Origin of the sequence: Methylorubrum sp. POS3, assembly GCF_043352485.1 — a bacterium.
GTDB lineage: Bacteria > Pseudomonadota > Alphaproteobacteria > Rhizobiales > Beijerinckiaceae > Methylobacterium > Methylobacterium suomiense.
On the sequence record NZ_JAPRBT010000001.1, the window covers coordinates 3,939,517 to 3,965,001 of the forward strand.

The following is a 25,485-nucleotide window of genomic DNA, read 5'->3' on the forward strand; positions in this document are numbered from 1 at the left end:
CGAGTAAGATTGCCGCTTAATTTGTCGGCAGGATCAAATCCGTATTGGGATTTTATGCTGCCTAAAGCGCTCTATTGGACTGAGGTTTGATAGGGATAAGCCTGAATGCGGCCGGCTGATTTGATACGCGTACTTCGCGTGCGCTGTCTTGCTCCGGCCCGCCAGATGCTCGCGCCAGCGCGCCGCCCCGATCCGGCTCAGCCTCGCCCCCTTGCGGCCCCCCGCCAACGCTCAGGTGCCTGGCGCCGAGACGGCGGCAGCCCGCGGTCAGAGAGGGGGCGGCGATGACGCTGCCCACCCCGATTCTCCCGCCGCGCCTCTCGGGACAGAGCACCGTCGTCCGACTCACGGTCGAGCGTCTGGCGCAGGCGGGGCTCAGTCCCGAGCCGCTGCTGCGAGAGGCCGGATTGGCGGATGTCGCGACCGCCGACCTCGATCTGCCGGGCGCCGAAGGCCAAGCCGCGTTCCTGAACCTCGCGGCCGAGATGCTGCAGGATCCATCCTTCGGCCTACACCTGGGTCAGGATTACGACCTGCGCAAACTCGGCCTGCTGTTCTACCTGATGGGCTCGTCCGAGACGGTCGGCGAGGCATTGAGCTGCTTCGAGCGTTTCAGCTCCCTCGACGATCCGAGCATCTATGGCTCGTACCGGATCTCCGATATCGCCGTGACGGTCGCGGTCGGGTCTGCGGAGGCCGGGCGGTGCCTCGACCGCCATCTGGCCGAGTTCTGGCTCGTGTCGATCGCGCGCCTCGTTACCGAACTCGCCGCCGGGGACGCGGTGCCGATCGGCGTGAGCGTCAGCCAGCCGCAGCGGGATACGGCCGAGGTGACGCAGGGCGCCTTCGCCGCGCCCGTCGCGTTCGCAGCCTCGGAGGACCGGATCGATTTCGAGGTCCGCTTGGCCGACATCCGGCTTCCCACCGCCGAACCCTACCTTCACGCCTCCCTGCTCCCGCATTTCGAGCGCGCGGTCGAGGCCATGCGCTGGGAGCCGGCGGTCGTGTGGGCACGGGTGAAGAAAGCGATGGCGCCGCGCCTGCCGCACCGGACGGTGACGTTGGCCAACATCGCCAGGGATCTCGGGATGAGTACGCGCACCCTGTCGCGCCGGCTGCGGGACGAGCGGAAGACCTTCAGCGGGATCCTGGACGAGCTGCGGGCGGAACTCGCTATCCACTACATCAGGATCAGGGGGCTCCCGATTTCGGAGATCGCCTGGCACCTGGGCTACCGGGAGGCGAGCGCCATCGTCGCGGCCTTTCGCCGATGGACCGGCATGCCGCCGAGCCAAGTCAGGCGCAGCCAGGCCGGCGGATCGGCTCCGTCGGATCCGCCGTCCTATCGCGAGCCGATGGATGCCCGCCCAGGCGCGAAGCAACGTTGACGACCGAGGCTGGCGCTTACGGGAGACCGGGTTCGGCCTGGCCCCGCCCGACCTCCGGCCTGCCCGTCGAGGCTCCGTACGGCGTTGTGATTAGCTCGGAAGAGGAATTGCAACGTCTGACGGTTGCCGGGAGACTGAGTGTGTTGCGAGCGGCCGGTCGCGATGTCGGTGCCCGCCTTCGTCGCGACGGATGCCCCCTGGCGACGGCCCCCTGACCGAGCGATCGGTCAGGGGGATCTTCGGGGAAGCGGCGTGTGGGCGCGCCGCTCAGGGAGCTGCGGCCCTGTGATCCTCTTCATACCTGCGTGTCGCGTCGGCCTCGGCGAGCAGCACGGCCAGAACCTCGTCCTGCTCGTGCTCGCGCAGATCGGGGAACAGCGGCAGCGACAGGGTTCCCTCGCCCCATGCGCGCGAGACGGGGACCAGCGGCGTCTCGACGGCCTTGCGGTAGTAGGTGAGCGAGGGGACGCAGCGGTAGTTCACGGTCGCGCCGATACCGGCTTGGCCCAGCGCGGCCAGCACCGCGTCGCGGCGGTTGTCCGGAACATGAATCGGGAAAAGGTGGCGCGCCGAGACGGCCCCCCGAGCGATCGTCGGCCACGTGAAGGGCGTGCTGGCGAGCGCCCGCTCGTACCGCAGACTGAGGGCCTCCCGTTGGGCGAGCCGCTCTTCCACGGTATCGATCTGTGGTTCGAGCAGCACCGCCAGGAGATCCGGAAGGTTGGCCTTGGTCCCCAGGCGGTCGATGTCCCAGTGCCGGTAGGTGCCGCCCTGGAAGCGCTGGGCGGCGCCCGCGGACATGCCGTGGAGAACCGTCTGCGTCAGCAGCGCCGCGAGATCGGAGTCGTTTGTGACCACGGCACCGCCCTCGCCGCAGGTCACGTTCTTCGTCGCGTAGAACGAGAAGATCGCGGCATCACCGTCCTGCCCCGGGCGACGCCCGAACAGGCTCCCTTCGAAGCAATGCGCAGCGTCCTCGATGATGCGCACCGCGGGCGGGAGCACCTGCCGCAGGGCGGGGATGTCGACCATCTGGCCGTAGAGATGGACCGGAATGACGGCGCGCGTCCGTGGGGTGAGCGCCGCGGCGACGAGGGGCTGGCTGATGAGCAAGGTCGCCGGATCGACATCGACGAAGACGGGCGTCGCCCCGACGAGTCGCACCACATTGGCCGTCGCGGCGAAAGTCATGGCAGGCACGATGACCTCGTCGCCCGGACCGATGCCGTAGGCGAGGAGTGTCGCGATCGCCCCTTGCGTCCAACTCGACGTCAGCTTGGCGTGGGTGACGCCGAAGAAGGCGCGCAGCCGCTCCTCGACCCGGGCCCCCTGCGGGCCGCTCGTCAAGAACGGGCTTGCCAACACCTCGGCGATGCGCGCGCCGGCCTCAGGAGTGAGGCCGTGGCGATAGAACGGGACGGCCATTCATCACCTCCTGATTGTCCGATCTGAGAGCGGATGCCGCGCCCGGCGACCGGGGCGCCGGGGTCTTGGTCGGCCCGCCTGCAACCGGCGAACCCTGCGGTCGCTTCGCCCGGATGCGCCCTATCGAAGGCCGGCATTCGCAACGACTGCGCCGAGGGGGGCGCGCGCCGTCACCTCCTTCATCGGGGTCAGGGCCTGCACCTCCTCGACCGGCGCCCGCAGCAGGTGGGGAGCCTCCTGCATCAACCGCGCGTACCACTTGACGGTGTAGCAGGTCGGCGTCTCGACCACCCGACCGCTGCCGAGCGCCGCCGCGACCTCGGCGATCCCGTGCTCGATGGTCTTCTCGGGGCCGCCGTGCAGGACGTTCCTGATCTTCGAAAAGTCGACGTGATAGTCCCGCTTGTCGTTCCTGGTATCGAGGAACTCGACTGCGCATTCCCCCGCGAAGCGGTCCTTGATCGCCAGGGCGACATCGAGGATCTGGCGGTTGTCCCAGCCGACGTTGAAGACCTCGCCGGCGACGTCCGGACGCGGTGCGCGCAGCAGGCCGAGGACGACCTTGGCGACATCGCGCACATGCACGAAGGGACGCCACTGCGATCCGTCGCCGCCGATGCTGATGCGGCGGTGCTTCGTCGCGTCGAGCGTCATCTGGTTGACGACGAGATCGAAGCGCATCCGCGGCGACAGGCCGAACACCGTGGCGTTGCGCAGCGCGGTGGTGGCGAAGTGGCGATCATTGAGGGCGAGCACCGCCTCCTCTGCCCGCGCGCAGGTCTGCGCGTAGATCGTCAGCGGACGCAGCGGCGCGTTTTCGGCAAGGAACATGTCCTGGCCGGCACCGTAGACAGCACAGGAACTCGCAAACAAGTATTTCCGGACGCCGGCCCGCTTGGCCGCCGTCACGACCCGGATCCGGCCCGTCTCGTTGATCGATTTCGTCAGGGTGGGGTCGAGATCGCCCGAGGGATCGTTGGACAGGGCAGCGACGTCGATGACGGCGTCGCACGATTCAAGGTCCGAGGGGGTGAGCGACCGGATGTCCCGCTTCAGGATCTCCAGTCGGGGATGCCGGGCGCATCGCGCCAGCGGCTCGTCGCCAAAGAAGAACGTATCGATCGCCCTGACGCGATAGCCGCTCTTCAGCAGGTCCCTGATCAAGACTGAGCCAATATAGCCGCCCGATCCAGTCACAGCGATCTTCTCGCGCATAAATCTCGCCCACGGTTCGAAGATACATGCCGATTTGCAAGGTGATCCCAGGCAAATCACGATGCGACAACTCAAGACGATTTATTAAGCGCGTTGTAAGATCAATAACAAACAATCGATGGCATTAATCAGAAATGATGATTTCTAACATTAGACAACACAGATCGCTTGGCCGCATACCAAAGTCGTAGTCCAGAAGATCGTAGTGCGGGTGGTGTGCGAATTTGCCATGCATGAAAGCCGGCCAGTGTGAGCTGCGTCAGACACTGGCCTTGGGTCGGCACGGGGCGCGGGTGACGGGTGTGCCCGCGTTCCGGCGGGTCGCGCGTCCACGGCCCGGTGCGGGCCGCACTACCGGCTCGAACGCCGTTTCATCACGGGCGGGACGGCGCGGGGGGACGGCGCGCAACGGTGGCGGCGTTCATGCGCCGGGCCGGTCCGAGGCGGGCGGCCCGAACGGCCGGAGATGGGCGCGGATCAAACGAGGCTTTCGGGATGATACGGAAAGTACTCCTCGTCCATAACGCGTATCGCAAGTACGGAGGCGAGGACACGGTCGTCGCCCAGGAGGAGGCGGCGCTGCGGCGGGCCGGATGCGAGGTGCAGCTGTTTACGCTCAGCAACACCACGATCACGTCTTTCTCGGACAAGATGCGCGCAGCGCTCACGGCGTCGAACGCGCCGGGAAACATCGGCCTCGTCCTCGACGCGGTCCGGGCATTCGAGCCGGACCTCGTCCACATCCACAATTTCTTCCCGATGATCTCGCCGATGGTGCACGCGGCCCTGCAGCGGATCGGCGTCCCGACCGTGCAGACCCTGCACAATTACCGTGTGATCTGCGCCGGGGCGACGCTGAACCGCAACGGCTCGCCTTGCGAGATCTGCATCACCCGCTCGCCCTACCATGCGGTGGTGCACCGGTGCTATCGCGGCTCGCTCCTCGGATCGCTGGCCGTCGCGCACTCGGTCCGGCAGCACCGGCGCCTCGGCACGTGGTCCAAACATGTCGACCGGTTCATCGTGCTGACCGAGTTCGAGCGCTCGCGCTTCGTCGCAGCGGGCCTCCCGGCGGAGCGCATCAAGCTGAAGCCCAACGGATTGTCCGACAACGGCCCCGGTCCCGCCCGGTGCCGAGGTCTGCTGTTCGTCGGTCGGCTGACCCGTGAAAAGGGTGTCCATGTCCTGGCGCAGGCCGCGGAAAGGGCGGGCCATACGGTCGAGGTGCTCGGCGAAGGGCCGCTGCAGCCGCTCGTCGAGGCTTCCGCCGGGCTCGTCTCCCTCGGCCATCAGACACCGCGCACCGTCCGCGCGGCCATCGCCCAGGCCGTCGCGATCGTCGTTCCTTCGGTCTGGTACGAAGGATTGCCGATGGTGATCGTCGAGGCCTTCTCCGCCGGAACGCCCGTGATCGCCTCGCGCATCGGCTCCCTCGCCGAAGTCATCGAGGACGGCGTGACCGGCCTCCATGCCGAACCGGGCGACGCGGCCGACCTGGCGCGGGTCATGGATCGCATGCTCGGCGATCCGGTCGCGGCGCGCCGGATGGGCGAGGCGGCGAGGCGGAAATACGAGCGGGATTGGAGCGAGGCTACGACCACGCGCCAACTCCTGGCGATCTACGACGAGGCCGTCGCCTCGCACGCGACGACGCGGGCTGCCTCAGCCGGCGCGTGCGCCCCGGAATTGACCCTCGCCTGAAGGCTCTTCGCGAGGCACCCGCCGTTCCGCCTGGCCCCGGAAGGGGAAGCCGATCCGGATGGGGCGCCGCGCAGGGCGGCTTCCGGGGCAGACATGCGCAGGAGGACCAGGCCGTGACACGATCCGCCGTCGGAATCCGCCCGCTTGCGCCTCCCGCCCCGCGGGTGTTCGGCGACGTCTATGTGGGGGCGGTCTGCCTGTCGCTCGCGGGATACGCTATCCTGGGCAAGACCTTCGCGTCGATCGGTGTCCCACCCCTGTATATTGGCGAGATCCTCCTCGCCGCCGGCCTCGTCGCCCTCGGCCGATCGGGTTGCGGGCTGGCCGCCATGGCGACGCTCCCCTCTCGCCTGCTCCTCGTGCTGATCGCCTGGGTCGTCGCGCGCACGCTGCCGTATCTCGGGCTCTGGGGCGCCGACGCGCTGCGCGACAGCGTCATCGTCACTTATGGGGCTTTCTGCTTCATCGTCGTCGCGCTGGTGATCGAGGAGCCCGCCCGCCTCGAGCGCGTGCTCGCCTCCTATCACGCCTTCGCCCGCGTCTACGGGTTCATTGGCGGCGGCTGCGCGGCCTTGGCCCTTTCCAAGGTCATGATACCGGGGACGTCGCTTCAGGTGGTCGACCTCAGCCCCGGGGCGATCGCGACCCATCTGGCGGGCGCAGCGGCGTTCGCCGTCCTCGGGCTCGGCCGGTTCTCACGGCTCTGGATGGCGGCGCTCCTCGTCGGCATGGTCGCCGTCACCTCGAGCCGGGGGGCGATGCTGGCCTGCGTCTTCGCCATCCTGGCCGCCACCGTTCTGGGCGGCCGCGTCCGGCAGGTCGCGCCCGTCATCGCTCTCGGCGTCGTCGCGCTGCTGGTCGTGTCGCTCATTGGCGTGAAGGTTCAGTTCACGCCCGACAGCCGTGTTATCGGGCCAGATCAGATCATCGAGGGCTTCAAGAGCATCCTCGGCGTGAGCGACGCGTCGAACTTCGAGGCAACGAAGGAATTCCGGACCCGCTGGTGGGCGACGATCCAGGATTACACCTTCGCAGGCCCTTACTTCTGGTCAGGCAAGGGGTTCGGCGTCAATATCGCCATGGAGGACGGCTACCAGCTCTGGGCCATCTCCGAGGGATTGCGCAGCCCCCACAACGCCAGCATGACGGTACTGGCCCGCGCCGGCGTGCCCGGTCTCGCCCTCTGGGTCACGCTGTTCGCCGCATGGTTCGCAATGCTCGTCCACAGCATGCTGCTGGCGCGGCGGCGCAAAGAGGCGCGCTGGGCGAAGATCCTCGTCTGGATCGCCTGCTACGGCGCCGCGATCCTGATCGAGGCATCCTTCAACGTGACGCTGGAGGGGCCGATGGTGGGCATCTGGTTCTGGTGCCTCTTCGGCCTGGGGATCGCGGCCAGTATGATGTTTCGCTCAGGGTTGTTTCCCGCAACCGTCCTCGACGGATCCTTCGGCCTTCCCGAACGGTCGTAGGAATCGGATGTCGTGAGGGCCACAGCCCGGCGAATCACGTCACGGCTTCGACGCCCGGCTCGGCTGTCCCACGCTCGACCGCGTCCACCTCGTCGCCGACAAGACGGTGCAGGAGAAGCAGCGAGACGGCGACCCGCGCAGCGTTCGCGATGCAGAGGCCGGCGCAGGCCCCGTTCAGCCCGAAGCCGACGATCAGCGGTGCGGCGGTGATGACGGAGGCGGCCATCCCGGCGAGGTTGGCAATCATGGCCTGCCGGACCGCTGAGACGCCGTGGAAGTACGAGCAGGTCATGTCGGCGACGTAGGAGATCACCGCGCCGACGGTGAGCAACCGCACCGGCGTCGCGAGATCGGCATAGACCGAGTCCGACCCGTAGATGACGCCGAGCACCCGCTCCGGTACGGCAGCGATGACCGCCAGGAAGGCGACCGCCGTCAGGAGCCCCGCTAGGGCGAAGGGGCGGGCCGCGCGCAGGGCCGCGATCTTGCCCCGCAGATGTGCGCGCGCGGTCACCTGCGGGATGACGTTGCTGAGCCCGATGATGAGCGGGTTGAGGATGTTGACGATGTTGATCGCGGCCAGAAGCAGGCCGGGGAACGCCTCGCCCGACAGGATCGCGAGGAACCAGAACACGGCCTGCTGGCGCAGGGCCGCCGCGAGGTTTCCGGCGAGCGACCATCGCCCGAGGGCGAAGAAGCTTCCTACGGTCCCCTGGAGATCGAGCGCGCCGGGCCGGACGACGCCGGATTGGACGGCTTGGAGGATCGCGGCCAGCCCGGAGGTCGCCGCCATGGCATAGAGCGCGCTGGAGAGAGTGATGCCGTCATGCCGGTACAGCCAGAACAGGACGAGAATCTGGCCCAGATAGCTGATGATTTCGCCTGGCACCGCCGCGGCGAAGCGCAGCTCCGCGAACAGGCAGCGCCGGAAGGTCTCCTGGATCTGCCAGACGACGAAGTAAGTCACCACGGGAAGGATCGCGTCGGTACGCCCCATCAGGAGCCCGATCAGGCCGAGGCAGAGCACGGCCGGGACGCAGAGCACGACCAGCATGACGAGACTGGCCCGCATGAGCTGTGCACCGCGCTCCGGGCCGGAGACATTCGATAGAACGACCATCGGATAGAACAGCAGCGACGCGATCGCCGTGTAGAGGAGCATCTGGATGCCGGCGAAGAGAGCGAACACGCCGTATTCGCTGGGTGCCAGCGTCCTCGCGAGCGCGATCGTGAGAAGGAAGCCGCCGAGGCTGGCGATCCCTTGATCGATGACCGGCCACAGGATGCGCCCCGCCTCCGCCGTCATCCGCCGGGCCGGATTGTCATTCGCAGCGGTGGCGCGCGCTGTCCTTCCCATCGAACCATCCCAGTTTCAGGAGTGATCTGTCTCGCGCACGAGCGGATCGACCACAGGCTCTCATCCGGCCACGCCTCTCCGGTCGGGACGCTTGCGGTCAGGAAGCCTTGGCGTCGAGCCGCGGGCACGTCTCCCGCTGCAGCGGCGAGACCGCGGCACGGGTCTCGAACAGCTGGCGGTACCGGCCGTACAGGGTGCACTGATCGATGATCCGGTCGCGGCGGTGGTCCTTCAGGTCGACCTCAGTCAGGACGATCCCGCGCACCCGGACCGTCTGGTCCTGCAGGCGCTGGAGCGCGGTGAGGACGACCTCGCGCGGGGTCCGTTTCCAGCGCGCGGCCAGAAGCGTCGCGTCGGCATGGTGGGCGAGGGTGACCGCCTCTTGGAACAGCAGCACCGGCGGCGCTTCGATCAGCACGAGATCGAACGCCTCCCGGGCGAGATCGATGAAGCGCGCGAAGGCCGGCGTGGCGTAGAGGTCGCACCGGCTGCCGGCGACTCGGCCGCGCAGCACCGTCTGTCCCGCAGCGGGGCACGCGCTCAGGAACATCGAGACATCGCCCAAGACAACGCTGCCGAGGTCGGGCCGATCGTCCGGCGGATCCGCGTCGGCATTGCCATCGATGAGGAGGACGCGCAGCCCGCGCTCCGTCAGGGCGTTCGCCAACGCACCGCACAGCAGCGACTTGCCTTCGCCCGGAACCGCGGAAGCCACCAGCAGGATCTGCGGGGTAGGGGAGGTGCGCGACCACCCGAGTGACGCGCCAACCAGCCCGATCGCCTCGTCGAACATCCGACGCTCGCCCGCGGTCGAGCGTCGGTGGATCTTCGGCAGCATGCCGAGACAGCGCGTACCCGTATCCTCGACGAGATCCCCGGGCGAGCGGAACCCCGTGCTGTGTCGCTCCAGCATGATCGCCGCGCAGAGTCCGGCGCCGCTCGCGGCCAGGACTGACAGGCCGACGATGAAAGCGCGGTTGGGACCACTCGGTACGGTATCGGGCTGAGCGGGCATGATGGCCTGCGTCGTCGAGGACCTCATCCCAGCGAGCGCGACCGCTTGGGCGAAACTGTCGTTCAACAGCTTCAGGCGCTCGCGGATCGCCGCGGCACCAGCTTGCAGACCCTGCAACTGGGTCTCGTGCCCCATCGCTTCGATCACGCTCTTCTTCAGCGTCTCCACCTGGGCTGCGAGAAGGGCTTCCTCCTGGAGCGCCGTGCGGCGGTCGCCCTCCAGGTTGCCGATCGCCTGCTCGATCTCTCGGCGAAGGCGCTCCTGCACGCCTTCGAGGCTCGCCTTGGCCGTGAGGTAGCCGGGGTGACGCGGCCCCGTCGCAGACACGGTCTGGAGGTCGCGATTGGCCGTCTCGACCGCTTCGAGCAGCCGCTGGATCACCGGCGCCCCGGCGAGATCCTGGGCGGACGGGACGCTGCCCGCGGCGAAAGCGTCGCGGGCCCGTGCCAGCCGGGCCTCCGCGGCGAGGCGGTTCTGGACGGCCGTCCCAAGACGGGTCGTGGCGTCCCGCAACTCCTGCTGGGCGAGGTTCGGAGCCCCCGCACTCCCCTCGACGGTACCCGTCCGCTGGCGGAAACGCTCTATCGCGGCCTCGGCCTCGTCGAGGGACGCGCGGGTCGCCGTCACCTGCTCCTGAAGCCAGGCGCTGGTCCGCTCGGCAGATGCGACGCCGATCTCGAGGCGGTTGCGCATGTAGGCATCGACGAAGGCGTTCGCGATCCGCGCCGAACGGTCGGGGTCACCCGATGTGTACGCGACGGAGATCAGGTAGGCGCGCGCGTCGTTGGTGACTTTGAGGTTGCGCGAAAGCTCCCGGGCGATCCTCTCGGCGCTTGTTCCCGTCTCGATGACCTCCCGCCGGGATACCCAGTACGACCACAGGCGCGACAGCATCGACGGACGGGGCGCGAAGGCCGCATCCCGTTCGAGGCCGAGATCCTGGGCAACCCGTTGGGCGATGAAAGCGGAGCGGAGCACCCGCGCCTCACTCTCGACGATCACGGAGCCTTCGAGCGTCGCCGTGCCTGCCTGAGCCGATGGTTGCGGACCGGGCCTGCCGAGTTCGACCTGGACCAGCGCCTCGGCGGTATATTTGTCGGAAAGCAGAAGGCTCACCCCGGCCGATACGGCGGCCGCCGCCGCGATGATAGCTCCGATCAGGAGCCAGCGCCGTCTGAGCGCGGTGAGGAGCCCGAGCGTATGGTGTTCGTATGTCTGGCGGAGCAGGAGGCTGACGCCACGGCTCGGTTGCTCCACGGTCCGGTTCATCCGCGTATCGTCCTGATCAGGCGCCGGGCGAGCCCTTCAACGTCAGCGCCTGAACTGGCCGCGACGAAATCGGTCAAGTAAACCGCCGGTCATACGATCGAGACTGCATTCGAACTGAGTTTGCATCCGATGGGAACGGGCGATTCGGGACTAGCCCGACAGCGGCGCCCTTCCGAACAGAGTAGTCGATTTCTATCCCCCAATGTTCGGGTGGATCATCGCGTGTGGCTCATCGACCTTTCGCAGGTTGCTCCGCCCAACGGTGTCACCAAGGGCGGAGTACGGCACGAAGGTCGTTCGAAGGGGTGCCGGCCGATCCTGCGGTCACGCGGGAAAAAGGTGTTAGCACCATGTTAAGGCTTGGGCGGACCCAGGCTCTGACGCAGTTTGACCGGATCCGGAGCTTTCTGCGGAGCGCCCGCGCGAGCGGCCCGATCGAACATGACGTTTCAGATAGAGACGGTTCTGGGCGCGCTGTCCGGCCTCGTCGCCGTCCTCGTCGCCGCCCATCCTCCTTGCGCCAACGCCGACACTGTCGACGACGCTCTCTGCCCCGCCACGGCGATCCGCGTATCGCCGGGGGAGTCGATCCAGCGCGCAGCGTTCCGTGCGGGCCCCGGCGGGACGATCTGCATCGAAGCGGGCCTGCACCGGCTGCAGCAGATCGCACCGTTGGCAGGACAGACTTTCCTCGGTGAGCCCGGCAGCGTCCTCAACGGCGCGCAGATCGTTGGCCCGTTCGAGCGCCGGGGGACGGTCTGGTCGGCTTCGGTCACCCTGCCGCGTTGGACGGCGACCGGGACGTGCCGCGCGGGCGCGCTGTGCTCGCCCCTGCCGTGGCTGTTCCTCGACGGTGAGCCGCTGCGCCGGGTGGGGTCGCGGGACGGTCTCGGCCCCGGGCGCTTCTGGTTCGAGCCGATGTCCTCGCGCCTCGTCATCGCGGACGATCCGACAGGCCGCACGGTGGAGGCGAGCACCCTGGCCACGGCGTTCCAGAGTCGGTCACCCGACGTGCGAATCCGCGGCCTCGTCATCGAGAAATACTCCTCGCCCCCCCAAATCGGGGCGATCCGGGGCGATCAGGCGGTCGGCTGGCGCGTCGAGCGAACGGAAATCCGCTTCAACATGGGGCTTGGCGTCTCGGTCGGCACCGACGGTGTCGTGCGCGAGAGCGTGATCCATCACAACGGCCAGCTTGGCGGGGCCGCGCACGGCCTGAGGGTCCGGTTCGAAAACAACCGCATCTTCGAAAACAACACCGCCGCCTTCGATTCTGGCTGGGAGGCCGGCGGCCTGAAGATCACCGAGAGTCGCGGCGTCACGGTGCGGGGCAACCATGTCTATCGCAACGATGGTCCTGGGATCTGGTGCGACATCGATTGTCGCGACGCCGTGATCGAAGACAACACGGTCGAATTCAATCGCGGCGCCGGCATCTTCTACGAGATCTCATTCGACGCGCTCGTCCGTCGCAACACACTCCGCTTCAACGGCGTCAACAACGCGCCGTGGTACTGGGACGCCGACATCCAGGTCGCGGCATCGCAAGGTGTCGAGGTCGCCGACAACGACATCGCGGTGCGGCCGGGCGGGCGGGCGATCATGTTGATTGATCAAGGTCGGCGGAAGGAGGACGGCAGCCTCTATCGCACGACGGGCAACCGCGTTCACGGCAACCGGATCGTCTTCACGGGGTCGGGCGACGCGGGCGGCGTCACGGATACGGATCGCCTCTCACCCAACGGATCGATCATCGAGGCCGGCGCCAACAGCTTCGAGGCGAACACCTACACTGCACCGCTCGACGCGCTGCCGGGCTTCGTCTGGGGCCGCGACGCGCTCACCTTCGCGGCGTTTCAGAGCCTTGGGCAGGAGAGGAAGGGGCGCCTGACCTTCGGGGTGGTTCCGCCGTGAAACGGAGCGAGAGCTGCCAGCCTCGGCGTTACGCTCCGCTCGAAGCGTGAGGGGCGTCTCCGTCACCCGTGCGCGGAGGTCGGCCGCGGCGGACGGGACGCCAGCCTCGCCGCGATCTCGTCGTAAGCCTTCGTCACGAGATTCGACCAGGATAGCTCGTCGGCGCGCTCCAGCGCGGCCCGGCTCAGGCGCAGGCGCAGGCTCTCGGAGCGTGCAAGTTCGAGAAGGGCATACCGGAGCCGCTCGACGACCGCGGCCTGCGGACCGTCCGCACGGACCGCCCGACCGCAGGCGTCCGTGACGACGACTGCCGGTCCTCCCAGCGCGAGGCAGATCACCGGAAGCCCCCGGGACAGCCCCTCCAGAACGGCCATGCCGCCAGAATCATGCAAGCTCGGGATCAACACAGCGTGTTGCCGCTCGTAGATCGCCAGCAAGTCGCCGCGGGAAACCTCGCCGCGCCACTCGACCGCCGAGCCCAGGCCCAACCGGTCGGCCTGCTCCTGGAGCCGCTGCCGCTGAGGCCCGTCGCCGACGACCGTCAGTCGGATATCGACCCCGTCCCGGCGCGCTCCGGCAAGGGCTTCGAGGCCGAGATGCAGGCCCTTCCAGGCAAGGAGCCGGCCCGCGAAGACAACGCGAAACGGCTCGCCGTCGCGGCGGGCGACGGGCTCGACTCCGCGCCTCGACTCGACGCCGATCCCCAGATTGCACACGACCCGGGACCAAAGGTGGGCCGGTAGCACGGCCCTCGTCTCGTCGGTGCGGACCAAAATCAGGGAGGCGCAGGCGAACGCGCCGCGCGAGATCGGGTCGAAGCGCGTCGTCCATGTGTGGGTCGCGCGTATCCGCTCCGCCCAGCGATCGAGGAAGGCGAGGCCGCGCCGCAGGTTGGGAGGCCCGGATTCGCCGCCTCCGAGCGGCCCCAAGATCAGGGGCAACCCCAGGCCGCCGAGGCGCGTCGGATGCCGGATCGTCCCGAAGGTCACGTGATGCACGAGGTTGAAGTCGAGGGTCGGATAGGTTTTCCGGATGTGGGACGGCAGGGCGCATTGCCATAGGAGATTGGTGAAGAACCACGCCATCGGCTTGAAGCGGCTCCGCAGGCCGAGGTCGCGCAATCGCGTGAGCCAGCCCGGCATGAAAATCTCGAATGTGAGGTTCGGCGGCAGCCGGCCCGAGGCGATCTCGGCCCGGATCAGCGGTTTGAATTCGGTGCTCGTGACGACCGTCACCGCGTGGCCCAACCGCGCCGTCTCAAGGGCCCAGTTCCAGCCGATGCCGGCCTCCGAACCCTGGCCCGGGCCACACGAGAAGGCGCTCATCAGGATCTTCATCACCGTCTCCCAGGAGAGAGGCCGCGCCTTGCGCGAACCGATTCATCGCGCGCCGGAGCCGCCGATGACGGCGGGGATCGTCTCGAGAAGGATGTATAAGTCGAGCCAAATCGACCAGTTGTGAATGTAGAACTTGTCTTGGTTCTTCTGTACGGAAAGGTCGCCATTGCTGCGCGAGGACACTTGCCATAGTCCGGTCAGGCCCGGCGGGACGCTCTGCCGGAGCGCTTGGAAAGGGGCGTCGAAGCCCTCGTAGTGGTAGGACGGGAAGGGCCTCGGTCCGACGAGGCTCAATTCGCCGCGCACGACGTTCCAGAGCTGCGGGAGCTCGTCGAGGCTTGTGCGGCGGATGAAATGGCCGATGCCGGGGAGGATCCGAGGATCGCGGGTGAGCTTGAAGTAGCGCTGCCACTCGCTGCGCGCCTCGGGGTCGGCGGCGAGATGGTCCCGCAGCCTATGTTCCGCATCACCGTACATGCTGCGAAGCTTCAGAACCTGGATCAGACGGCCCTGCCGCCCCACCCGCTGATGCGTGAAGAAGGCCGGACCGGGATCGACGATCCGGATCGTCACCGCGACCGCCGCGATCACGGGTGCAGCGATCAGAAGGGCGGGCCAGGCCAGCATCAGGTCGACGATCCGCTTGATGCGCCGGTTGCGGTGCCGATAGAGATCGCGTCGCAATTCGAGCCCGAGCCCGCTGCCCAGCGTCCGCGTCTGTATCCAGAGGCTCTGGAGATCCTGCGTCTGTTGAGCGACGACGACTCGGGGGAACGGCAATGGGCCGGAGCCGGCGAGATCGTTCAGGACGAGTTCGGTGCAGGAGCACACGACCGCGACCTCGATGTCGTCGCGCTGCGTCGCGTCGCCGATCGATCCCAGGATCGGCAATCTCGTCCGCGCCGCCTCACCCGGGTCGCCCGACGCATCGAGGACGAAGCCGATCGGCTTCAAACCGAGTTCAGGCTGCGATAGCAGCGTATCGGCGAGGACGACGCCGCAGGCATCGGTGCCGAGGATCGCGGTCCGACCGCCCCACAGCCCGCGCCGGATCAGGAACGTCCGGGCCGCGACCTCGGCGTAGAAGCCGGCGACGAGAAGGAGAAGCCCGGTCAGAGCGAGGCCTGCGACCGACGCCGATGTCGCTCCGAGCCCAGCCGAGAAAACGAGGCAGCCCATCGTCAGGGCGAACACGCAGCGGGTGCGAAGGCGCAGCCGTTCGGCGGGACCAGGCCCGTAGCCGTCGTAGAGCCCGACGGCTGCGAAGGCTACGCAGGCGAGAACAGGCATTGCAACGACGTCCCACCCGCCGAAGCAGTCCATTCCCGTCAGGACGGACCCGGCGAGGACGGCGACCGCGGCAGCCGCGGCGTCGGTGGCCGCCAGGACGGCGATCACCTTAAGGCGCCGCGCGAATCCTGGCGGTGCCCGCGCAGCGAGAGCCTGCCGATCCGGCACGATGAATGGGCGGACGACGGCGTCCATCTGCGACTTCGCGGCGGACGTGCTCATGTCACGACATCTCCGTACGCGTGCGGCGTTCGTGGCGGGCGGCCCGGAACCGGAATCCCGGACCTGGGCGCCAGCTTCGTGCATGAGGCCGCGCCGAACGATGCGGGCGCGGCTACTCCGCCGCGACGGCCGAGATCGCCTGGGCGGGCTCGGACGGTACGCCGAGTTCCGACGCGATCCAGCGGTAGGTCGGCACAAGCCCTTCCGCGAGCAGGATGCGCGGCTCCCACCCCAGGACTTCCCGCAGCCGTCCATTGTCGCTGTTGCGCCCACGCACGCCCTGGGGGCGCGACAGGTCATGGCGCTTGGAGAGGTGCTTGCCGGCGATGTCGCTGACGAGATCGACGAGGCCGTCGACGGAGATCAGCTCGTCCGTCCCGAGGTTCAGCGGTTTATGGTAGCCGGATTCCATGATCCGATAGATGCCCTCAACGCAATCGTCGACATGCATGAACGAGCGTGTCTGAAGGCCGTCGCCCCAGATCTCGATCTCGCCACCGTCCGGGCTCAGGGCGACCTTGCGGCAGATCGCGGCGGGCGCCTTCTCCTTGCCGCCGTCATAGGTCCCGAGCGAGCCGTAGACGTTGTGGAAGCGCACCACCCGCGTCTCGAAGCCGTGATCTTCAGTGACGTACTGGCAGATCTTCTCCATGAACAGCTTCTCCAAACCGTATCCCTCCTCTGGATCGGCCGGAAAGGCATCGTCTTCCTTCAGCGGCGTCACATCGGCATCGCGCTGCAGGTATTGGGGGTAGATGCAGGCTGAGGACGAGAACAGGAACCGCTCGGCGCCTGACCGCCACGCCGCATCGATCATATGAACGTTGATCTTGGTGTTGTTGAGAGTGATGTCGGCGTGAGAGCCGGTGATGTAGCCGATGCCCCCCATGTCGGCGGCGAGGTGATAGACGTCTTGGACACCGGCAACCGCCATGGCGCAGGATTCCGCTTGGCGAAGGTCCATGACCCAAAACTCGTCCGCGGCCGAATCTTCGTATTCAGGTCGCTTAATATCGACACCTCGAACCCAGATATTCTTGCTCTTGAGAAATTTCACTAGGTGGTGCCCAATAAATCCACCAGCGCCGGTTACGAGTGCTCGCCTATCAGACATTTGGCATCTCCTCGGGCTCAAATAACAAGACTATGTATCTATAATCATTGGCGCCTTGCTATGGATTAGGGGTAGTAAGCCATTTTCGCTACTCTCCGCACCTGAGCGTAATACCGTCGGCTTTTGGGGTGGTACGCCTGCTCTACGGAAGACAGGTTTGGGTGCCACGTTGGACGGGAATCGCAATTCCCCCAGAAACCCCGTGGTGGAAGGGCGCGCGACCCTCCGGCGGGCAGCCGACGTCGCCTTGCCGGCACCGCTGCCTAACCTCTGATGCGGACCGCGCCACGCCGGTGGGCCAGTTGCGCCCCGGCCAAAACGAGGAAGCTCGGAACGATCGTGGCGTAGCGGCGCCAAAGCCGCCGCGGCTCGGAGGCGAGCCGGAAGGCCCATTCCAGACCGCTCCTCTGCATCCAGAGGGGCGCCTGCCGTTTGGTTCCGGCGAGGAAGTCGAAGGCGGCCCCGACGCCGATCATGACGGGAGCCTCGATGCGGTCGCGGTGGGCGCTCATCCACCGCTCCTGCTTCGGGGTACTGAGACCCACCCAGACGATGTCGGGCTTGACCGCGTTGATCGCCTGCACCATCGCCTCGTCCTCCGCCTCGCTCGCGGGCCGGAAAGGGGGGCTCAAAGTCCCGACGACTTGGATGCCGGGATAGGCCGCGCGCTGCTGCACCGCGAGTGCGTCGGCCAGCCCGGGCCCGCCCCCGAAGTAGAAGTGCCGGTACCCGCGCTCCGGAGAGAGCCTGCTGACCTCCCGCATCAGGTCCGGCCCGTAGACCCGGCGGACCCGATCGAACCCGAGCCGGTGCGCCATCCAGACCAAGGGCATCCCATCCGGAGTGACCAGCCCGGCCGCGCGCAGGATACCCCTCAGCTCGATGTCGCGCCGGCATTCCATGACGCCGTGCACGCCGGTGATGCAGACGAACTGTCGCTGCCGCTGATCGATCCAGCGATCGATGGTGGCGACCGCATCCCCCATGTCGATCGCGCTGATGCCGACGCCGAGGATGTTGACGCGTATGGACGAGATCGACGCGCTCATCAGCTGGCCTGCTGGAGCGGGAGTACGGCCGACCGGCCACGCGTCAGCAAGGCTTCGAAATAGGCGATCGTGCGCTGCAATCCCCGGTCCAGCGGCACCCTGGGTTTCCACTGCAGCAGCTCGGTCGCCCGCGCGATGTCGGGGCGCCGCTGCATCGGGTCGTCCTGGGGGAGGGGGTGATATTCCACGACCGAACGCGAGTTGCACAGCGCGATGATGCGTTGCGCCAGTTCCTCGACGGTGATCTCGATCGGGTTGCCGAGATTGATCGGCGCAGCCGTCTGGCACTCCATCGCCATCAATCGAACGAGCCCCTCGACCAGATCGTCGACGTAGCAGAACGAGCGGGTCTGGCGACCAGTGCCGTACAGGGTGATCGGCTGCCCGGTGAGCGCCTGGATGATGAAATTGGACACCACGCGCCCGTCTTGCGGATGCATGTTCGGTCCGTAGGTGTTGAAGATGCGGGCGACCCGGATCGGCAGCCGGTGCTGCCGCTGATAGTCGAAGAACAAGGTCTCGGCGCAGCGCTTGCCCTCATCGTAGCAGGCCCGTGGGCCGGTGATGTTCACTCGGCCGTGGTATTCCTCAGGCTGCGGATGGACGTCGGGATCGCCGTAGACCTCGCTTGTAGAAGTCTGAAGGATCCGCACGCGGAGGCGCTTGGCCAGCCCGAGCATGTTGATGGCGCCCATCACGCTCGTCTTCGTCGTTTGGACCGGATCGCGCTGGTAGTGAATTGGAGATGCCGGACAGGCGAGATTGTATATTTCGTCCACCTCGACGTAGAGGGGAAAAGTCACGTCATGCCGGAGAATTTCAAAGGAAGGATTTTTGAGAAGCTCCGCAACGTTGCTGCGCGAGCCCGTATAGAAATTATCGACGCAGAGTACCTCGTTTTTCTCCCTCAGGAGCCGCTCGCACAGATGCGAGCCGATGAACCCCGCACCACCTGTCACGAGAACACGCTTCGCCATAACCAGTCTCCCAGCTTTGAAGCCGATCGAGAATGATCCTCAAATGCAGATCGATTTTCGATATCGAGATTACTCGCAAGCAGCCCGATCAACGATGCGCGATCCAGAGATCAGCCACCTCGACTTCGATCGATTTTTAGTGATGATCGTTCAAGCTGCAATGGATGCTTCAGGATGCTACTGCTCTGGAAATGTACCATTGCGTACTAATGCTTTCAGAACGGGAATCCGTTGGTGTTCGGATCGTCAGCGCCATAGCGGCCAACACTGGGCGCACCAGCGAGAGGGCATCGCCCTAGGCTCGGTGGAAATTCTGGCTACAACCAATTTGCGCGACTGATATCCAATATTTACCCCCACATACCGGACTAATGATTTATCGATTTCGTATCGCGCAGTGAGCGATCGTAGAGTTCAGGTCAGACACCAAACTGTCTGTAGGCATTGTAAAAGATGCCACTTTGAAGAACCTGTTCCCATAATAACAATAACGATCGCATGCTACGCCCCGGACCGGGAGCAATATCGCTTGGTCCTGACTTCGCCCCAACCGAACACCGGTTCCACGCCAAATCCATCTCTCGACAGAGGGCCAGCCATGCAGCCCATAGACTTTTCCCTGGCGTTGTGCGGTTTCGGGCCGGCGAATTCGGGATTGCTCTTCAGCTTGGCGAAGTGCGGCACTCTCACCGCTGTCGCCCCTCGGGGCGTCCTGATCATCGAGCGCGGTCGCTCGCTCGGCAGCGGGAGCCTGTCACGCTACAAGATCCCGTCGAACACGCTCGCGGACGTCATCCTGGAATGCGTCTGCGATGAGCGCCTTCCGGCGGCCATGACGCGGCTGCGACAGCGATCCTCCACCATCGCGCGGCTCGAACGCATGAGGGGAGAGGCACCGGACCTCGATCTCGTTTCCGAGTGTCTGTCGGACGCGGCCGAATTGCTCGTCTCCGACCTCTCGCAGCGCCACCGGATCGCCCTGCGGCGCGAGCATCGCATCGAGGCCGTCACCGTGCGCGATGATGGAATGTTCGATCTCGTGCTGCGGTCGCGCTCCGGCGAGCAAGTCAGCGCGCGGGTCGCTACCCTCGTCTTAAACCTCGGTGGGACGCAGGCCGACGAGAGCGGCGCGAGTCTGCGGGATCTTCTCCACGGCGTCCCGCCCGGCAACGTGCCGGTCCTGCATTCCGACCCGATTTTGCAGTATTCCGAAGCCGATCTGCTCGCACGTCTCTCACCCCATATCGGGGCGCGGCGCACCCTTGTCGTCGCCGGAAGCTCGCACAGCGCCTTCTCGGTGATCGAGCGGCTGGCGCCGGTCTCCGAGAGGTTGGGCCTCAGGCGCATCGTCCTCGCCCATCGCTCGCCCCCGCGCTTCTACTACCGGGATGTCGCGCAGGCGCAGGCCTTCGGCGAGCACATCGATGTCCAGCAGGACGTCTGCCCCCTCAGCGGCCGGGTGAACCGACTCGGCGGCCTACGCTTCCGCACCGCCGACGTGGCGCGCCAAGTCTTCGAAACGCAGCGGTTGGACCGGCACCGCATCGCGATCGAGCCCAGGCACGTCGCCATCGGACGCAGCGACCCCGGCGCCACAGGCGATCTCAGCGACGTGGCGGCCATCATCACCTGCTTCGGCTACCGGCCGCGGCTCCCGCTGCTATGGGACTCTGCCGGCGCGCCGTTGCGGCTGGCGGAGGATGAGCACGGCCTGACGACCGATGATGTCGGGCGCCCGATGCGCGACGACGGACGCGTCATCCACGGTCTGTTTGCCTTCGGCCTCGGCTCCGGCATGAGCATCGGCACCGAAGTCGGCGGAGAACCGAGCTACCGGCGGCGGCTGGACGGGATATGGCTCTATCACAATCACGTCGGCGCCAAAGTGACGACAGGCATGCTGCGCGATATTCATCGAGACGATCGCGGTATTTCGGCAAATATTACGGTTGCCAGTCGCCTCGAGACGCGTTGAGGAGCGGCCGTGATCGGTCCCCTCGGGGCCATCCGTGTCACAGAGCTAAAACAGGGCTGGTCCGTGCTCCACGGGCCGCTTGGCCGGCGGAGCCGATGGGGTGAGCGCAGCCGGCCAAGGCGTGGAAGCGGGCAGCAATCTCTCCGGGGCCGGCGGGCGGCAACACAGCGCGCCGTACGGCCTGACTGTGTTGTCGTGATGCCGCCAAATCTCGGTCAGGATCTGCGCCTCCATCAGGGTGCAGAACACTTCGCCACCTGAGATTCCATTCCGCTGACGCGCGTTATGCTTTCGTCGTAGCCATTCTCCCACGACGCTCCGACCCTGCGCGATCCGCACGTGTGCCTGCCGCAGCTTGGCGATGACACCTTCAGGCTTATGCTGCCGCATTCCCATCCGTCCGCTCTCGTCCTGGCCCAGCAGCCATGCCGCAAGGGCGGACCACGCACCGGGAGCGGATCGGTCCTAGGCCGATCTTCTGTTCGCTTCGCAAGGACAGGCGCGGGAACCGACCGACGGCTTGTCGGTTAAATCTGCAGATTGGATCTGTTCTAATTCGCATTGCGGCGGCAGGTCCGCCCACCAACTCCCGGAGCATCCCCATGGCGAACGCCAAGTGTGAGAGCTGCAAGTTTTTCGACGAGCACAAGGTCAACGGCGCGGTCGCACAGCACGATGAGGGCTTGTGCCGCTTCAACCCGCCGGTCAACCAGCCTGGCCCGGATGCCCACGGCCTGTGGCCAGTGGTCGGCTCGTCTGACTGGTGCGGGCACTACACCCCCGAGATGACCGCCGCCGAATAAGGCGTCGCACCGCGTCAGCGCGCAAAGGGCTAGCCGAGAGGCTGGCCCTTTTTTCGTGGGCGGTCTCAACGACACGGGCCGAACCGCATCCCATTCGACTCTATGGACCTTATCGACCGCTGATTATGCAGCATATCGATCCATATTATGAAAACTGCCAATTTGATTCATGAGGCTACTGTCAGCACATTCCTCTTCACGAAGCGACGGCGCCCCGCCGCAAGAAAATGAAGAGGCTGAATGTCATGACCAAGCAGATCATTACGCGGGCCGCCGCCGGCCTGGCGCTGACCCTCCTCGCCACCGGCGCCTTGGCGGGCGAGCCGGCGAGCGTCGACAACACCAAGACGGTTGGTGCCCTCACCCTGGAGACCCAGGGGCTCGCCACTGACACCGGCTCGGTGCACCGTCAGGGTGGCTACGCCCTTCCCGGCGCCGTCCAGTGGAAGGTTCCGGCCGCCGACGATCGGGTGAAGCAGGCCGCTGCCTTCTAACTGCGCCTTATGGAAGCCCCAGCCCCGCCGCCCGATCCGCTCACGGGCTGGCGGGGCGTGTCGTGTCCGCACGACGCTGAGCCGATACGCGACGTGGCTCGGTGCCACCATGCCGAGGATGGGTTAGCCGGGGATCAACCCTGCCCCAACCCGCGCGTCCCATTTCTACCCCGCGGCCGTCATCATCTCGAGGATGCCCAATCTGTCCAAGGAGCCGTACACGCCCTATGCCAAAGCTTCAGGGTGCAGAGCCTCCGTCCCGTTGAAACGGCGCGGTATCAGGCGGCAACCGTCATGCAGCTTGCGATGCTGCAGGCTGATCCTGGGCTCGCTCGTGTAGCTGCCGGCGGTGATGACCATGCCGTGGCAACACGGACACCGCTTCGGCCTTTCCCGATGATTTCGATGCGCCTCATCGGCAGGGACGCGGAGCCACGTGCCCTCGACCTTGACCTCGCAGACAGGTGAGGAGCGCTTGACCATTTTCCACCCCATCATGAAGATCTCACGGCGCCGACGCCATCCGGTGAAACGACCTTCCGGGCGTTGAGAGGGCGACCCCTCAAGGCCTCAAGGGTCTGTAGCCGCCCGCGTAGGCGCGCCAAGCCGTCCAATTCGTGGAACAACGCTTGCTCGGCCCTTGCGGTGTCGCTTTCGGTCACCAACAAGGTCCGCACCGTCCCGGCTTGTATGGATGCCCTGTGCTCTGCAGCCGCAATCTCGGCACGCACGGTCGTCATCAACTCGATCCAGGGCATCGTCGCACGATCGTCCAACCGCCCACGAACTCAGGCGTCGGCCGGTAACGCATCTGAACGGCTAAGGTTCGCTCAAGCCAGCGATCCCGCCCTCTACGTATGGGACGAAGAACAGCCGCTCATTCGGTGTGGCCTCCGAGAATGTCGGAAACCCCAATTCGACAAGCTGTGAGAGTAGGGGCACGTCACGCACGCCCTGATGCTTGCCGACGCGCGTTATACAATCCGCTGGCACAGCCCGCCGCAGATGGTAGACGCCATTTTTAGGATGCTACCAAGAACGCGTCGTCACCAACGCCATTTGCACCACCCGTTAGTACTACTCGGGCAGCCCTAAATCGCTGATACTGTTGTTTGCTTTGGTAACTCAGCGGCTTAGCCAGCTGATGGTGCCCAGGAAAGGACTTTGGCCTAAGGGCATTCAAGCATTGAAATTAAAGGGAATTTTCTGCGGGTCCGCTGAGACTGTTGTACAGGGATATTGAACATTCAGATGCTTGAATGGTCAAGTAGAATGTCGGCCTGAGCGTGCCTCATAACATGTCCGATAAGGGCCTGAAGGGGCTGAGTGGTCCGGATTGCAGCGATTCTAGAAGGGAGCTGAAACCTGACTTGGACCCGCCACGTGGAGCCCGACCGATTTTTCCGTAGAAGACTAACATCAATGCCCGTGAAATGCCGAGGAAAAATTTTATTATATTTTGACTTATTTACCAATTTTGTTATAGCGAGTTACGATGATTAATTTTTCAGGTTTCCACAATATATATCAAATAACTCCTGAAAGAACTTATCGTAAGCAGGTGCTCGTGGGTCACGCCTAACTAAGGCACGCAGTGAAACCACCTTTTTGCTATCTCGACGAATGCGAACATACCGATCAGCCCATACTTCCGCGACGGCAGTCACCTTTTCCGCCCGCGCTGCTACGTCGACTTTCGAATAGCACCAGAGCTGTGCCCAAACATTGGGCCAAAGGTTCCTTGGCAAATCAAGGTAGGAATTCTTTATCTCTACGATAAGCACCTCCCCAGTTTTCTTGTTTTTGTATATCAGGTCGGGCGACGCTCTCAGCGGCACCCCATTTACTCTCAGTGAAGATATGTCGAAGTACGCCCCTTCATTTCTTTTTTCAACATGAAGTCCGTTGTGCATTAAATTCCAGATGCTGAAGCTCCTCCGAAGCACATCACTGTCGAGCGAACGCACTGCCTTGATTTTTAAGCTCCATATATCCTTTTCGATATCTTTTCCACGTTGCTGGTCATCCTCACTACCGGAGGCATTCGCATAGAGTGAATAGACCCATTGCGCGAAGGCAGACGCGTTCGCTTGCGGATTCCTTGGTTGGCAACGCGCCGCTTTGTGCAGGAAAGCGCTCGGGACAAGATGAAAATCAGCATTCGTTGATTTCTCGAGCGGATCTCGCAGCAATGTTTCACCAAAAAGAACTCTCGCTCTGTTCACCGTTGCCCTGCGATAACCAACAGGATCGTCAGGCCAGAAATCGATTGTCTCCCGATCAGGGTAACTCCATCCATCGAAAGACGACCCCGCTCCTTTCGCTTTCTCCTGAAATGCGTCACACCAAGCTGAAATATCTTTTGCTATGGGCTGCATGTATCTCGATGATATCACTATCTGCTCACCACAGCCACGACCACGCACAACCTTGAACCCATTTTGAATAGCGAATCTTTCTAATTCCAACGCCTCTTTTTCAGAGTCAAAGTCCTCGTCTTCCCAGGTATAATTTTGAAACCTACATCTAAATGATATACACCTAATTGGCCCGGTAGCTGACCAATCCTTCTCCAACTCCTCGATTATTTTAGCAACGTCTGTGTGCGAAAACATTATCGATCTACCTATAAGCTATCTCAGCCCGTTCCGTCGTGCAATCGTCTGGATTTGATCTCGGGCAAGGCGTCGGCAGCTCAGTATCTGATGGGCCCCCATGCGGTAGTCCAGGTTCAAAGTTAGCCCAGTGTCGGCCTCTGCACCACGGGCAGCTCGGTCGGCTGAGGCGGTCGGGTGAGCGCAGCCGGGCAAGCGGAACTCGCCTATGGTTGTGTCGCACCTACTACTGAACAGCCTCGTGAAGGGCAGCCCTTACATAGCCACGCGAGATAAGTCGGTCTCGTTGAAGGGATCGACGGTCGGCTTCACAGAGGTCGGCTAGGGCATCAGAAATGGCGCAACGGAGTGCGAGCCCAGCATCACCCTCGGTGGTCTGGAGGTAAGAGAGGGCAATCTCTTCGACGGAGCCAGAGAGCGTGTCGGGTGGCTCGGTAGATGCCCTCTGGTGCATGGTGTGCGATTCCCACAAAAGAACGAATAGCGAACACGCCACGGCTTAGATGGTTCGGTCAAGGATGTTCACGACCTTGAGGGCAGGCTGTGCATGACCGGCCTCGCAGAAGGTCGGCCGAATTTATCGCAAAAATCTGAGAGCCCTACCTTACACCTGGTTCCGGCGACTTCCCCCCTCTGCCCCCCTACGGACCTCCTGATTCGAAGGGCAGGGGGCGGGGGAGCGACCATGCTCGGAATGAGGTTCTGCTGTCCTATTGAGGGGGGTTCAGAGGGCAGGGCCGTTCTCCTACCGTCTGCCCAGGGTCGCACCCCATGCTGCTCCCTGTGGTCTCACCTGCCTCGACTGCTGTCCCACGCATCAACGATAGGCGGATCGTCTCTCCTCCAGCAAAGCCAC

19 protein-coding genes and 1 pseudogene are annotated in these 25,485 nt (G+C 65.1%); 8 read left to right on the forward strand and 12 right to left on the reverse strand.

Going from position 1 to position 25,485, the window contains the following annotated elements; genetic code table 11:
* The first annotated feature begins 284 nt into the window (after positions 1-284).
* A complete protein-coding gene (locus OWC43_RS18150) occupies positions 285-1,388 on the forward strand; it encodes an AraC family transcriptional regulator ligand-binding domain-containing protein (RefSeq protein WP_393957695.1) in 1,104 nt (367 codons plus the stop codon).
* Between the two features lie 267 nt (positions 1,389-1,655).
* Here the strand turns inward: OWC43_RS18150 and OWC43_RS18155 are convergent, their stop codons facing one another.
* On the reverse strand, positions 1,656-2,813 hold the full coding sequence (locus OWC43_RS18155) for a DegT/DnrJ/EryC1/StrS family aminotransferase (protein WP_393957696.1): 1,158 nt from the start codon (positions 2,811-2,813) through the stop codon (positions 1,656-1,658).
* A 120-nt stretch (positions 2,814-2,933) separates the two neighbouring features.
* The gene (locus OWC43_RS18160; RefSeq protein WP_393957697.1) at positions 2,934-4,028 is read right to left on the reverse strand and encodes an NAD-dependent epimerase/dehydratase family protein; all 1,095 of its coding nucleotides are present in this window, start codon (positions 4,026-4,028) and stop codon (positions 2,934-2,936) included.
* Between the two features lie 495 nt (positions 4,029-4,523).
* Between OWC43_RS18160 and OWC43_RS18165 the strand changes: the two genes are divergently transcribed.
* Both OWC43_RS18165 and OWC43_RS18170 read left to right on the forward strand, forming a co-directional pair.
* A complete protein-coding gene (locus tag OWC43_RS18165) occupies positions 4,524-5,729 on the forward strand; it encodes a glycosyltransferase (RefSeq protein ID WP_393957698.1) in 1,206 nt (401 codons plus the stop codon).
* A gap of 113 nt (positions 5,730-5,842) precedes the next feature.
* A complete protein-coding gene (locus tag OWC43_RS18170) occupies positions 5,843-7,198 on the forward strand; it encodes an O-antigen ligase family protein (RefSeq protein WP_393957699.1) in 1,356 nt (451 codons plus the stop codon).
* A gap of 34 nt (positions 7,199-7,232) precedes the next feature.
* On the opposite strand, the gene OWC43_RS18175 is transcribed toward OWC43_RS18170, so the two are convergent.
* Positions 7,233-8,555, reverse strand: a complete 1,323-nt coding sequence (locus tag OWC43_RS18175) for a lipopolysaccharide biosynthesis protein (protein ID WP_393957700.1) — start codon at positions 8,553-8,555, stop codon at positions 7,233-7,235.
* A 97-nt stretch (positions 8,556-8,652) separates the two neighbouring features.
* Positions 8,653-10,839 (reverse strand): GumC family protein, encoded by a 2,187-nt coding sequence (locus tag OWC43_RS18180; protein ID WP_393957701.1) that lies wholly within the window; start codon positions 10,837-10,839, stop codon positions 8,653-8,655.
* A 441-nt stretch (positions 10,840-11,280) separates the two neighbouring features.
* Here OWC43_RS18180 and OWC43_RS18185 point away from each other — a divergent pair, with 441 nt between their 5' ends.
* Positions 11,281-12,753, forward strand: coding sequence for a right-handed parallel beta-helix repeat-containing protein (locus tag OWC43_RS18185; RefSeq protein WP_393957702.1), 1,473 nt, complete (start codon positions 11,281-11,283; stop codon positions 12,751-12,753).
* Between the two features lie 62 nt (positions 12,754-12,815).
* On the opposite strand, the gene OWC43_RS18190 is transcribed toward OWC43_RS18185, so the two are convergent.
* From OWC43_RS18190 to OWC43_RS18210, 5 genes are all read right to left on the reverse strand, one after another.
* Positions 12,816-14,090 (reverse strand): glycosyltransferase, encoded by a 1,275-nt coding sequence (locus tag OWC43_RS18190; protein ID WP_393957704.1) that lies wholly within the window; start codon positions 14,088-14,090, stop codon positions 12,816-12,818.
* 42 nt (positions 14,091-14,132) lie between these two features.
* On the reverse strand, positions 14,133-15,602 hold the full coding sequence (locus OWC43_RS18195; protein ID WP_393957705.1) for an exopolysaccharide biosynthesis polyprenyl glycosylphosphotransferase: 1,470 nt from the start codon (positions 15,600-15,602) through the stop codon (positions 14,133-14,135).
* Positions 15,603-15,714: 112 nt separating this feature from the next.
* On the reverse strand, positions 15,715-16,716 hold the full coding sequence (locus tag OWC43_RS18200) for an NAD-dependent epimerase/dehydratase family protein (RefSeq protein ID WP_137831048.1): 1,002 nt from the start codon (positions 16,714-16,716) through the stop codon (positions 15,715-15,717).
* A 263-nt stretch (positions 16,717-16,979) separates the two neighbouring features.
* Complete coding sequence (locus tag OWC43_RS18205; RefSeq protein WP_393957706.1) at positions 16,980-17,765, reverse strand: WecB/TagA/CpsF family glycosyltransferase; 786 nt, start codon at positions 17,763-17,765, stop codon at positions 16,980-16,982.
* Positions 17,765-18,742, reverse strand: coding sequence for a UDP-glucuronic acid decarboxylase family protein (locus OWC43_RS18210; RefSeq protein WP_137831050.1), 978 nt, complete (start codon positions 18,740-18,742; stop codon positions 17,765-17,767). The genes OWC43_RS18205 and OWC43_RS18210 overlap by 1 nt, the downstream gene beginning before the upstream one ends.
* Before the next feature lie 43 nt (positions 18,743-18,785).
* Between OWC43_RS18210 and OWC43_RS18215 the strand changes: the two genes are divergently transcribed.
* Together OWC43_RS18215 and OWC43_RS18220 are read left to right on the forward strand one after the other, a co-directional pair.
* Entirely contained in the window at positions 18,786-19,082 is a 297-nt protein-coding gene (locus OWC43_RS18215) for a hypothetical protein (RefSeq protein ID WP_137831051.1), read from the forward strand.
* A 57-nt stretch (positions 19,083-19,139) separates the two neighbouring features.
* On the forward strand, positions 19,140-20,717 hold the full coding sequence (locus OWC43_RS18220; RefSeq protein WP_393957707.1) for a hypothetical protein: 1,578 nt from the start codon (positions 19,140-19,142) through the stop codon (positions 20,715-20,717).
* A 45-nt stretch (positions 20,718-20,762) separates the two neighbouring features.
* Here the strand turns inward: OWC43_RS18220 and OWC43_RS18225 are convergent.
* Positions 20,763-21,037: pseudogene (locus OWC43_RS18225) on the reverse strand (integrase core domain-containing protein); the annotation flags it as partial.
* Between the two features lie 282 nt (positions 21,038-21,319).
* On the opposite strand from OWC43_RS18225, the gene OWC43_RS18230 reads away from it, so the two are divergent.
* Both OWC43_RS18230 and OWC43_RS18235 read left to right on the forward strand, forming a co-directional pair.
* Positions 21,320-21,520: a hypothetical protein gene (locus tag OWC43_RS18230; RefSeq protein WP_137831053.1), complete on the forward strand. Its 201-nt coding sequence runs from the start codon at positions 21,320-21,322 to the stop codon at positions 21,518-21,520.
* 245 nt (positions 21,521-21,765) lie between these two features.
* A complete protein-coding gene (locus OWC43_RS18235) occupies positions 21,766-22,014 on the forward strand; it encodes a hypothetical protein (protein ID WP_137831054.1) in 249 nt (82 codons plus the stop codon).
* A gap of 1,499 nt (positions 22,015-23,513) precedes the next feature.
* Here the strand turns inward: OWC43_RS18235 and OWC43_RS18240 are convergent.
* Positions 23,514-24,392 (reverse strand): hypothetical protein, encoded by an 879-nt coding sequence (locus tag OWC43_RS18240; protein ID WP_393957708.1) that lies wholly within the window; start codon positions 24,390-24,392, stop codon positions 23,514-23,516.
* Positions 24,393-24,855: 463 nt separating this feature from the next.
* Positions 24,856-25,083: a hypothetical protein gene (locus OWC43_RS18245; protein ID WP_393957709.1), complete on the reverse strand. Its 228-nt coding sequence runs from the start codon at positions 25,081-25,083 to the stop codon at positions 24,856-24,858.
* Positions 25,084-25,485 lie beyond the last annotated feature (402 nt).